This window comes from Salipiger sp., assembly GCF_048261495.1.
In the GTDB taxonomy this organism is placed as follows: domain Bacteria; phylum Pseudomonadota; class Alphaproteobacteria; order Rhodobacterales; family Rhodobacteraceae; genus Salipiger.
Map to the genome: position 1 here is coordinate 79,034 of NZ_JBLXFX010000014.1, position 10,150 is coordinate 89,183.

The 10,150-nt window shown below is 67.8% G+C and carries 10 protein-coding genes; 6 read left to right on the top strand and 4 right to left on the bottom strand.

What is annotated here, in order from left to right; all coding sequences use genetic code 11:
• The first annotated feature begins 45 nt into the window (after positions 1-45).
• Entirely contained in the window at positions 46-1,041 is a 996-nt protein-coding gene (locus ACN0RJ_RS20515; protein ID WP_417725500.1) for a LysR substrate-binding domain-containing protein, read from the top strand.
• Between the two features lie 21 nt (positions 1,042-1,062).
• Here ACN0RJ_RS20515 and ACN0RJ_RS20520 read toward each other — a convergent pair whose 3' ends face one another.
• The 3 genes from ACN0RJ_RS20520 to ACN0RJ_RS20530 form a co-directional block, all read right to left on the bottom strand.
• On the bottom strand, positions 1,063-1,815 hold the full coding sequence (locus tag ACN0RJ_RS20520) for an SDR family NAD(P)-dependent oxidoreductase (protein ID WP_417722255.1): 753 nt from the start codon (positions 1,813-1,815) through the stop codon (positions 1,063-1,065).
• A gap of 15 nt (positions 1,816-1,830) precedes the next feature.
• Positions 1,831-2,865, bottom strand: a complete 1,035-nt coding sequence (locus tag ACN0RJ_RS20525) for a transketolase family protein (protein ID WP_417725501.1) — start codon at positions 2,863-2,865, stop codon at positions 1,831-1,833.
• 100 nt (positions 2,866-2,965) lie between these two features.
• Positions 2,966-3,823 carry a transketolase gene (locus ACN0RJ_RS20530; RefSeq protein WP_417725502.1) on the bottom strand — a complete coding sequence of 286 codons (858 nt, stop codon included), beginning with the start codon at positions 3,821-3,823 and terminating at the stop codon, positions 2,966-2,968.
• Positions 3,824-4,034: 211 nt separating this feature from the next.
• Between ACN0RJ_RS20530 and ACN0RJ_RS20535 the strand changes: the two genes are divergently transcribed.
• The 4 genes from ACN0RJ_RS20535 to ACN0RJ_RS20550 all read left to right on the top strand — a co-directional run bounded on the left by ACN0RJ_RS20535 (position 4,035) and on the right by ACN0RJ_RS20550 (position 7,744).
• A complete protein-coding gene (locus ACN0RJ_RS20535) occupies positions 4,035-4,817 on the top strand; it encodes an HAD-IIB family hydrolase (RefSeq protein WP_417725503.1) in 783 nt (260 codons plus the stop codon).
• Positions 4,818-6,038, top strand: a complete 1,221-nt coding sequence (locus tag ACN0RJ_RS20540) for a glycosyl transferase (RefSeq protein ID WP_417722251.1) — start codon at positions 4,818-4,820, stop codon at positions 6,036-6,038. It begins immediately after the preceding gene.
• A gap of 223 nt (positions 6,039-6,261) precedes the next feature.
• A complete protein-coding gene (locus ACN0RJ_RS20545; RefSeq protein WP_417725504.1) occupies positions 6,262-6,639 on the top strand; it encodes a GFA family protein in 378 nt (125 codons plus the stop codon).
• Positions 6,640-6,844: 205 nt separating this feature from the next.
• Positions 6,845-7,744 (top strand): SHOCT domain-containing protein, encoded by a 900-nt coding sequence (locus tag ACN0RJ_RS20550; protein ID WP_417725505.1) that lies wholly within the window; start codon positions 6,845-6,847, stop codon positions 7,742-7,744.
• Positions 7,745-7,750: 6 nt separating this feature from the next.
• Here ACN0RJ_RS20550 and ACN0RJ_RS20555 read toward each other — a convergent pair whose 3' ends face one another.
• Positions 7,751-9,481, bottom strand: a complete 1,731-nt coding sequence (locus ACN0RJ_RS20555) for an alpha-amylase family glycosyl hydrolase (RefSeq protein WP_417725506.1) — start codon at positions 9,479-9,481, stop codon at positions 7,751-7,753.
• A 341-nt stretch (positions 9,482-9,822) separates the two neighbouring features.
• On the opposite strand from ACN0RJ_RS20555, the gene ACN0RJ_RS20560 reads away from it, so the two are divergent.
• Positions 9,823-10,150 (top strand): ACT domain-containing protein (locus ACN0RJ_RS20560; RefSeq protein WP_417725507.1); only part of this gene is annotated, 328 nt, incomplete at its 3' end.

The window sequence follows — 10,150 nt, forward strand, 5'->3', positions numbered from 1 at the left end:
CGGCCGAAGGGGTAGTTTAGCAGGGCTTCAACCAGGGGCCCTGCCGTGTCACGAGACCAGAACCTCAACGCCTTTCTCTATTTCGAAGCGGTGGCCCGGCGCGGCAGCCTGACCCGCGCCGCCGAGGAACTCTCGGTTTCGCCCTCCGCCGTCTCCCAGCAGGTCAAGCAGCTCGAACAGCAACTGGGCGTGAAGCTGTTCCGCCGCAACGGGCGCGCGCTCAGCCTGACGCTCGAGGGGGAACAGCTGTTCCAGGCCAGTACCGCCGCCATTTCCATGCTGCGCGAGGCGCATCGCAACCTCGGCCGGGCGCGCGAAAGCCGCCGTCTGAACCTGCGCGTCTCGCCCAGCTTCGGGGTACGCTGGCTGGGGCCGCGCCTTCACCGCTTCGTGGAACGGCACCCGACCTGGGATCTGCGGGTCGACGCGGCGCCGGACCCGACCGATTTCGAACGCGAGATCATGGACCTCGACATCCGCTACGGGCTCGGCACCTGGCCTGGGTTCCACGTCTCGCCCATGGTGCGCGACCACATGCTGCCGCTGTGCAGCCCGGACTACCTTGCCGGGCTCGACACCGAAGCCGATCCCCGCTCGCGTTTCGAAAAGGCGCGGCTGATCGACAGCGCCCGCAACCTCTGCCAGTGGGATGTCTGGCTGCGGCGGAACGAGCTGTCGGCCCGCAACACCAAGGCGATCCTGATCGACCGATCCTCGATGGCGCTGCAACTGGCCGCGGATGGCGCGGGCGTGGTGCTGGAATCGCTGGTCATGGCCTCGGCCGAGGTCGCCGAAGGGCGGCTGGTGCCCTTCACCCCGTCCCTTCCGGTGCTGGTCTACATCGCCCATTGGGCCACCTGCCCCACGCGCTACCTGAACCGGCGCGCGGTGCGGCTGTTCATGGACTGGATCACCGAGGAATCCGCGCTCCACGAGGCGCAGACCGCCGCGCTCCTGGCGCGGCTCGGGCTGCGGACGGAAGAGATCGACGCCGAACGCGAACTGATGTCCGGCGCCGCCCCCCAACGGGTCAGCGGTTGAGGGCCACCGACCCCTAGCCCGTCAGTGAATCAGCGATCCGCCGTTCACGTCGACTTCGGACCCGGTCACGTAGGCCGCAAGGTCCGAGGCCAGGAACAGGCAGCAGCCCGCCACGTCCGACGCTTCGCCGGCGCGGCCCATGGGAATGCCCGAAAGGATCTGGGTCATCATGTCGGGCGTCAGCTTGCCGCCGGTGATGTCGGTCGCGATGAACCCCGGGCAGACCGCGTTGGCGCGGATGCCGTCGGGGGCACATTCGCGGGCAAAGGCCTTGGTCAGGCCGAGCACCCCGGCCTTGGCCGCGGAATAGTGCGGGCCGCCGAAGATGCCGCCGCCGCGCTGCGCGCTGACCGAGGAGATGTTGACGACCGAGCCCTGCTTGCGCGCGCGCATCCCGGGCAGCACGGCCTGACTCATGTAGAGCGTCCCGCGCAGGTTCACGTCGAGCACCGCGTCGTAGTTCTCCGGCGCGATGTCGAGGAACTTGAGCGGCTGGGTGATGCCCGCGTTGTTCACCAGCACGTCGATCTTGCCGAGCCGCGCGATGACCTCGGCCACGGCGGCGTCGCAGCCCGCCTTGTCGGTCACGTTGCAGGCCAGGCCGATGTGACCCTCGCCGAGATCCGCCGCCGCGGCCTCTGCCTGCGCTGCGTCGAGGTCGAGGATGGCGATGGTCGCGCCGTGCTCCGCAAAGAGTTTCGCGGTCGCCTTGCCGAGGCCGCGGGGGCTGGCGCCGCCGGTGATGACGGCCACTTTGCCTTCGAGAAGTTTCATAGTCGTTTCCTTGCGTTAGAGCCAGCTTTTCACGCGCTGCGTGATCGCGCCGACGGAAAGTCCGTATTGGTCGTGAAGCGTGGGCAGCGCCCCCGCGTCGAGGAATTCGTCCGGCAGCGCCACCTGGCGGAACGGTACGTGTATACCCCGCCGCATCAGCGCCCCGGCCACCGCTTCGCCCAGCCCGCCGGTGATCGAGTGATTCTCGGCGGTGACGACGAGGCGGCCGCCCCTGGCCGCTTCGCGGGCGATGGTGGCCTCGTCCAGCGGCTTGATCGTCGGGCTGTGCAGCACCGCGCAGGAGATGCCGTCGCGGGCCAGCGCGGTGGCGGCGTCGAGGGTACGCATGGTCATGAAGCCCGACGAAACGAAGAGCACGTCGGTGCCGTCGCGGATGACCTTGGCCTTGCCGATCTCGAATTCGTAGCCGTATTCGCCCAGAACCTCCGGCACCTTGCCGCGCAGCAGCCGCATGTAGGCCGGGCCGGGATGATCCGCGATGGCATGGGTCGCCTGCGCGGTTTCCACCGCGTCGCAGGGGTCGATCACCGTGAGGTTGGGCATCCCGCGCATGATGGCGAGATCCTCGGTCGCCTGGTGGCTGGGGCCGTAGCCCGTGGTGAGACCGGGCAGCGCGCAGACGATCTTGACGGGGAGGTTCTCCTCGGCGATCGCCATGCAGATGAAGTCATAGGCCCGGCGCGAGGCGAAGACCGCGTAGGTGGTTGCGAAGGGGGTGAAGCCTTCGCGCGCCATGCCGGCGGCGGCGGACATCAGCAACTGCTCGGCCATGCCCATCTGGTAGAAGCGGTCGGGGTGGGCATTGGCAAAGACGTGCATGTCGGTGTATTTCGACAGGTCCGCGCTGAGGCCGACGATGTCCTCGCGGGTTTTCGCCAGTTCGATCAGGGCCTGCCCGAAGGGGGCGGCAACGGTGTCGCGGCCTTCGGAATCGAGCGAGGCGATCATCGCGGAGGTGCGTGCCCCGCCCGCGCCGGGGGCGCTGCGGGGGTCGTACTTGGATTTGCGGCGGGAATTCGGTCCGATCATGGGTGCGGCCCTCCTTGTGGCCGGGGGTGTCGGGGGGCGCTGCCCCCGTCCGCTTTCGCGGACTCCCCCGGGATATTTCGAAACCAGAGAAGATGCGGGGTCAGGCGGGGCGGTTGGTGTCGTGCAGCGCCAGTGCCTTTTGCCATTCGTCGGCATCGACGCGGACGAAGTGGGTGATCTCGCGCTCTTCGAGGAAGGGGATGCCCTTGCACATCCTGGTGTGGCAGATGATGACGCGCGGTTTCGGCTCGGCCAGGGAGCGGGCGGTGTCGAAGGCCTGCACCAGCGCGGGGATGTCGTTGCCGTCGACCTCGACCGCGTGCCAGCCGAAGGCCCGCCATTTGGCCGCCTCGGTGCCGGGACCGGTGGCGAGGGCTTTCATGCTCGGTCCGTCCGCCTGCTGGTTGTTGAAGTCGACGATTGCGATGAGGTTGTCGAGCTTCCACTGAACGGCGGACATCACCGCCTCCCAGGTGGAGCCTTCGCCGAGTTCGCCGTCCGACAGCATGTTGTAGACGAAGGCGGGGTTGTTCTTGCGTTTCAGGCCCAGGGCCGCGCCCACCGCGATGCCGAGACCGTGGCCGAGCGAACCGCCGGTGATCTCCATCCCCGGCGTATAGGCGGCCATGCCGGACATCGGCATGCGTGAATCGTCCATGCCGTAGGTGGCGATCTCGTCCTCGGGCAGCACGCCGGCCTCGATCAGGGCGGCGTAGAGGGCGATGGCATAGTGCCCGATCGACAGGTAGAAGCGGTCGCGCCCTTCCCATTCGGGGTCTTCGGCGCGCAGGGTCATGGCGTGGAAGTAGCTGACCGCGAGCAGGTCGGCGGCGCCGAGCGCCTGGCCGATGTAGCCCTGGCCCTGCACCTCGCCCATCAGCAGCGCGTTGCGCCGGATGGCCCAGGCGCGCTGGTCGAGGCTGGTGTTGGAGCCGTCGCGAGCGGGTGTTGCGGTCATGGTGTCCTCCCTTGTCTTCCGGGGAGGGTTATGCGGCCGGAGGGCGCGCTCAACAATCATCAATTCTTAAAGGACACTTAAGAACAGCTTCATTCAATCGGGTCGGATGCGCCCGGACCGGGCGCCGTGCCGCGCTGCGGCGATCCGTTGTTTCCTATGCCCGGACAAGCGATTAGGCTGGTGGCGAATCCTAGGACGCCGGGGGATCCGCGTGCGGCTTGTTGTATTTACCGACCTGGATGGCACGCTGCTGGACCATGCGTCCTACAGCCATGCCGCCGCCGCCCCGGCGCTGGCGGCGCTGGCGCGGCTCGCGGTGCCGCTGGTGCTGGCAAGCTCGAAGACCGTGGCCGAGATTGCCCCTCTGCAGGCCGAGCTGAACCTGCGCGGAACCCCCGTGATCGCCGAGAACGGCGCGGCGCGCTGTCCGCCCGGAGAAACGGGCGGCAGCGCCGCCACCTATGCCCGGCTGCGTGCGGCGCTTGCCGCCCTGCCGCAGCCGCTGCGCGCGCCCTTCACCGGCTTCGGCGACATGAGCGACCGCGAGGTGGCCGAGGCGACCGGCCTGCCCCCCGCCGGCGCGGCGCTGGCGCGTCAGCGGCAGTTCACCGAACCGGGGCTGTGGGGCGGAACCGCGGCGGGCGAGGCGGCGTTTGTCGCGGCGCTTGCCTCGCAGGGGATCGCGGCGCGGCGCGGCGGGCGGTTCCTGACCCTGTCCTTCGGCGGCACCAAGGCCGGGCAGATGGCGGGCATCGCGCGCGATCTCGGGGCCGAGGTGACGCTGGCCCTGGGGGATGCCCCGAACGACCGCGAGATGATCGAGGCCGCCGACCACGGCGTCGTCATCCGCAACGACCACGGCACCGGCCTGCCCCCCCTTCCGGGCGAGGCGACGGGCCGCATCCGACGCACCACGGCGCCCGGCCCGGAGGGCTGGAACCGCGCCGTACTGGACATACTTGACGAGCTTGGATTCATGACGGGAGCAGAGTGAATGGCCGACTTTCAGCAGAACGGCAACATTGCCCAGTTCCACAACCTGCGCGCCCGCCCGCAGGAAGAGCTGATCTACGAACTCGAGACCTTTTCCCAGAGCCGCAAGATCTCGCTGGTGCTGCCGTCGCTGTTCTCGGAGCTGGAAGGCGACGCGCTGCCCGGCATCCTGCGGGAGCTGGCCAAGGTCAGCTACCTGCACCGCATCATCATCGGTCTCGACCGCGCGGACGAGGCGCAGTACCGCCACGCGCGGCAGTTCTTTTCGGTGCTTCCGCAGCAGACCACGGTGATCTGGAACGACAGCCCGCGGATGCTCGGGATCATGGGCCGGCTCGAGGCGCTGGGGCTGGCCCCGCAGGAGCCGGGCAAGGGCAAGAACGTCTGGGGCTGCATGGGCTACCTGATCTCCTGCGCCGATTCCGCGGTGATGGCGATCCACGATTGCGACATCGTCACCTACAAGCGCGAGATGCTCGACCGGCTGGTCTATCCGGTGGCGCACCCGAGCTTTTCCTACCAGCTTTCCAAGGGCTACTACCCCCGCGTCGGGCAGGGAAAGCTGAACGGCCGGGTGACGCGGCTGCTGGTGTCGCCGCTGCTGATCGCGATGAAGCGCACCATCGGGGACCGGGATTACATCGACTACCTGCGGGCGTTCCGCTACCCGCTGTCCGGCGAGATGGCGCTGCGCACGGGCCTGCTGCCCGACCTGCGCATTCCCTCGGACTGGGGTCTGGAGATCGGCGTGCTCTCCGAGGCCTGGCGCAATCTCGGGCCGCGACAGGTCTGCCAGGTCGAGATCGCGGACGAGTACGACCACAAGCACCAGGAGCTGTCGCCGGAGGATGCCTCGAAGGGGCTGTCGCGCATGTCGGTGGACATCTGCAAGGCGATCTTCCGCAAGCTGGCGGCGGACGGGACGATCTTTACCCCCCATGTCTTCCGCACGCTCAAGGCGACCTACTACCGCTCGGCGCTGGACCTGCTCGAAGCCTACTGGGCCGATGCCAAGATGAACGGACTGGCCATCGACCGCCACGCCGAGGAACGCTCGATCGAGATGTTCGGCGAGAACATCGTCCGCGCGGGCCAGATGTTCATCGAGAACCCGCAGGAGACGCCGTTCATCCCCACCTGGAACCGCGTGCATTCCGCCGACCCGACCCTTCTGGCGGATTTCCGGGCGGCGGTGGCGGCTGACGAGGAGGAGTTCGGGTGACGCCCGAGGCCGCCGCGGCTCGGCTCTGCGGGCCCTGTTCCGGGCCGGGCGAAGGCGACGGAACCTGCCTGACCGGAATTGGCACCGGGGGAGCGGCCGATCCGTGCTAGGCTTTGCTCGCGTGACGAGACCCGGCACATGCCGGGTCCGGGCGCGCGGGGGACATCGGCACATGGGCGGAACGCAAACGGGGACGTGCTTTTGCGGCGCGGTCGAAATCGAAGTGACCGGAGATCCTGTCGCGATGGGCTATTGCCATTGCGCCTCCTGCCGGTCGTGGTCCGCTGGGCCGGTCAACGCCTTCACCCTCTTCAACACGGGGAACGTCAGGATCACCGCTGGCGAGGACCACGTCGGACATTACCGCAAGACCGAGCGGAGCGACCGGCAGTTCTGCACGAAATGCGGCGGTCACCTGATGACCCACCACCCGCACTGGGATCTGATGGACGTCTACGCGGCGACCATTCCGACGCAGCCCTTCGCGCCCGGCGTTCACGTCAACTATGCCGAAACCGTGCTGCCGATGCGGGACGGCCTTCCCAAGATGAAGGATTTCCCGTCCGACCTCGGCGGCAGCGGCGAGAGCATTCCGGAATAACCCTGCGCGGCGGGACCTGCGGGCCCCATCGGTCGAAGCTCGTGCCACGGGCTGCGGTCGCCGCCGAGGTGCCGAACTGCCCAATGGCGCGGCGCAGACGGCGGGCGCTGCCGCTTATTCGTGCGGCCGCTTCGGCCGATTGCTGTGTTCACCAGCCGCCCCCGGTGCTATTCCCCTGACCTTGCCCGGACCGAAGGACCATCCGATGCAGACACTCACAGACGACGGCCAGCGGATCGTGGCCGAGATCGCCGCGCGCCATGGCATCAGCGAAGACGCCGCGACCCACATGCTCATGGCGGTGGCTGCAGGCGGCGGTACGCAGGCGCAGTTCAACCATCCCGAGCTGGGCGGCATGGGTCAGTGGTCGCAGGGCGGCATGACCATGGTCGGCGACATGTTCAACAACGGGCTGAAGGCCAGGGTGGACGCGCTTTGCAACGACCTCGCCGGGGTGGTGCGCAGCCACGGGCTGTTCGCGGCGCCCGTGTCGTCGCAGTCGCAATCGCAGGGCGGCAGCTTTCAGGGCAACAGCCTCTCCGGCAGCAGCCTCTTCGTGCCGCAAGCCGGCGGCTGGCCGGAGGAACTGGGTCAGCCCGCCTCGGTCGGCAGCCAGAACGACATGCGCTACGCGTATTTCCCGCAGACACGGCGGCTGGCGCTGGACATCGGCGGACGGGTCCGGGTCTTCGACACCGGCGATCACGCGATCTCGGGCTTCGGGCAGGCACAGAGCGGCGGGCAGAGCCTGACCTTCACCAGCCAGCACGGGCTGGTCCGGGTGGCCGACCTTCGCGAGATCACGGAAGCCGCCGCACCGTCGCCCGCATCCGGGGACACCCGCGCAGAGGCATCCGGGGCGGCTCCGGCGCCCTCCGCCCCCGAAGACACCCTGCCCGCCGGTGCGACACCGCTGATCCCTGAGCCGCCGTTGTCGCCTGCCCCCGCCCCCGCGCCGCAGCCCGGCACGCCGCCGCAGACCCCGGCGATGAGCGACGACCAGATCTTCAGCCGGATCGAGAAACTCGCGGCGCTGCATGACAAGGGCATTCTCAGCGATGCCGAATACGAGTCCAAGAAGGCCGAGCTTCTGGCCCGCCTCTGAGGCGCCTCAGACCTCGTTGGTGATCCAGCGGCACTGGTAGGGCGCCATGGTGACGCTTCCCGTGATCTCCTCGCCCGACAGCAGGTCGACCCAGGTCTCGTCCGCGATGAGGTTCAGGTCGCCTTCGGCGATCTCGACCGTCTCGTCGCTGACGTTGTGCAGGGCAAAGATCGACTGCGCCCGGTCCAGCGATTGCCGCCACAGCCCGAACAGCCGCCGGTCGAGGTTCAGCGTGAACTGCGTCGCGTTGGGGTGGAAGGCCTCCTGCCCGGAACGCAGTTGCAGCCGTTCCGACACCGCCTTCAGCACCTGCGCGTGGATCGTCTCCGGATCGTCGAGCCGTTCCAGGAGCGCCGGGTAATCCCAGCGGTGGCGGTTGATCGCCCGGTTCATGCCGCGCCGCTCCACCGCCTCCAGGTCGTTGGGGGTGGCCAGCATGGAATGGATGTAGAAGGCAGGGATGCCTTCGAGCGACATGACGATGGTCTGGCAGCACAGGAACCGGGCAAGGTGGTGCCCATCCTCGCCCTTGAAGGTGCGTCCCATGGCGGCGAAATAGCCGCAGTTCAGTTCGTAGGGCGCCTCGCCCCCGCCCGGCAGGGTGCGCATGGAGACCAGCCCGCCGATCTCGCGGATGGTGTCGATGATCCTGCCGATCTCGGGCGGCGGCAGCAGCCCCTCGGCGGGGCGCATCCCGATGCCGTCATGCGAGGCGGTGAAGTTCAGATAGGCGCAGCCCAGCGGCGCGGGCGGCATGGTGCGCTGCCAGTCCACGAGATAGCGCGCCGTCCCCGACATCATCGCGTGCAGGATCAGCGGCGGCAGCGGAAAGTTGTAGACCACATGCGCCTCGTTCCGGTGGCCGAAATAGCTGAGGTTCTCGGCCTTGGGCACGTTGGTTTCGGTCAGCAGGATGACCGACTCGGTCGCGTAATCCATCAGCAGGCGCAGCATCCGGATCACCGCATGGGTCTGCGGCAGGTGGATGCAGTTGGTCCCGATCTCCTTCCACAGGAAGGCCACCGCATCGAGCCGGATGATGCGCACCCCCATGTCGATGTGCAGCCGGATGATGCGCACGATCTCCAGCAGCACCTCGGGATTGCGGAAATCGAGGTCGATCTGGTCGTGGCTGAAGGTGCACCAGACATGGCGCGTGCCCATCGCCGTCTCGACCTCCTGCAGCAGCGGCGTGGTGCGGGGGCGGACGACCATCGACAGGTCGTCCTCGGGCGAGGCTTCGAAAAAGAAGCCGTCATAGGGTTTCTGCCCCTGCCGGTAGGCGTTGAACCACACCCCCTGCGACGAGACATGGTTCAGCACCAGATCCGACATCAGATGGAATTCCGCGCCGATCCGCGTGATGTCGGCCCATTCGCCCAATTGCGGGTTCACCTTGCGGTAATCGGTGACCGCGAACCCGTCATCCGAGGTGTAGGGGAAGAACGGCAGGATATGCACCCCGTTCACCACCCCCTTCATCCGGTTCAGCAGGAAGTCGTTCATCAGGTCCAGCGGCTTGTGCGACCCGTCGATCAGCGAATCGCCGTAAGTGATGAGCACCGCGTCGTTCTGCGTCCACAGGTTGTTGCCGGGCTTTCGCGGTTTCTTCCGCCTGTGCTTGTCCTCGGGCCAGAAGGCGTCGATCACCTGGCTCGCCAGCATGGGGCCGTCGATGTCGGGATAGACGAATGACAGCAGGTCGGTCAAACGGGTCGCGAAGGAGGTTTCGGCCATGAAGGATCGAAGTCCTTTCCGTGGTTGCTTCGTCGGTCCGCCAAGGGCGCCGCATCCCTTCCCCGGTCCGGGCCTGCACCGCCCCCGGGGGTGGCGCCGCACCGGGCAAGGTCCAAAGCGCTTGCACAAGGCTCGGGCAGCATAAACACGTTCCCGCGCAGGGGGAAAGGCTCGGGGGCCGTTCATGTCGCTGGCCGGGTCAAAGTGGTCGCCACCGGGCGCACGGATAGGCAAAGCTTGCGGAATATGGGCCCAGACTTCCGCCCGCGCGGGCTTGACGCCCTGCCGCAAACCCGGCAGCGAGGGTCCGACCGTCGCGCCATCCACAGGATCCGCCCAGCATGAGCTCCTACGCCCTCACCGTCAAATGCCCCTCGACCCGCGGCATCGTCGCTGCCATCGCCACCTTCCTGGCGGAGCAGGGCTGCAACATCACCGACAGCGCCCAGTTCGACGATCTCGAGACCGGCAACTTCTTCATGCGCGTGAGCTTCAAGAGCGAACGGGGCGCGACGCTGGAGGATGTCGGCGCCGCCTTCGGCCCGGTCGCGGAGCCCTTCGGGATGGAATGGCAGTTCCACGACGAGGCCGAGAAGATGAAGGTCGTCATCATGGTCTCGCGCTTCGGGCATTGCCTCAACGATCTGCTCTACCGCTGGCGCATCGGGG

Excerpts from the sequence above, each read along its gene's own strand:
- ACN0RJ_RS20520 (WP_417722255.1), bottom strand. The coding sequence starts at position 1,815 with ATGAAACTTCTCGAAGGCAAAGTGGCCGTCATCACCGGCGGCGCCAGC.
- ACN0RJ_RS20555 (WP_417725506.1), bottom strand. The coding sequence starts at position 9,481 with ATGGCCGAAACCTCCTTCGCGACCCGTTTGACCGACCTGCTGTCATTC.
- ACN0RJ_RS20525 (WP_417725501.1), bottom strand. The coding sequence starts at position 2,865 with ATGATCGGACCGAATTCCCGCCGCAAATCCAAGTACGACCCCCGCAGC.
- ACN0RJ_RS20540 (WP_417722251.1), top strand. The coding sequence starts at position 4,818 with ATGGCCGACTTTCAGCAGAACGGCAACATTGCCCAGTTCCACAACCTG.
- ACN0RJ_RS20530 (WP_417725502.1), bottom strand. The coding sequence starts at position 3,823 with ATGACCGCAACACCCGCTCGCGACGGCTCCAACACCAGCCTCGACCAG.
- ACN0RJ_RS20550 (WP_417725505.1), top strand. The coding sequence starts at position 6,845 with ATGCAGACACTCACAGACGACGGCCAGCGGATCGTGGCCGAGATCGCC.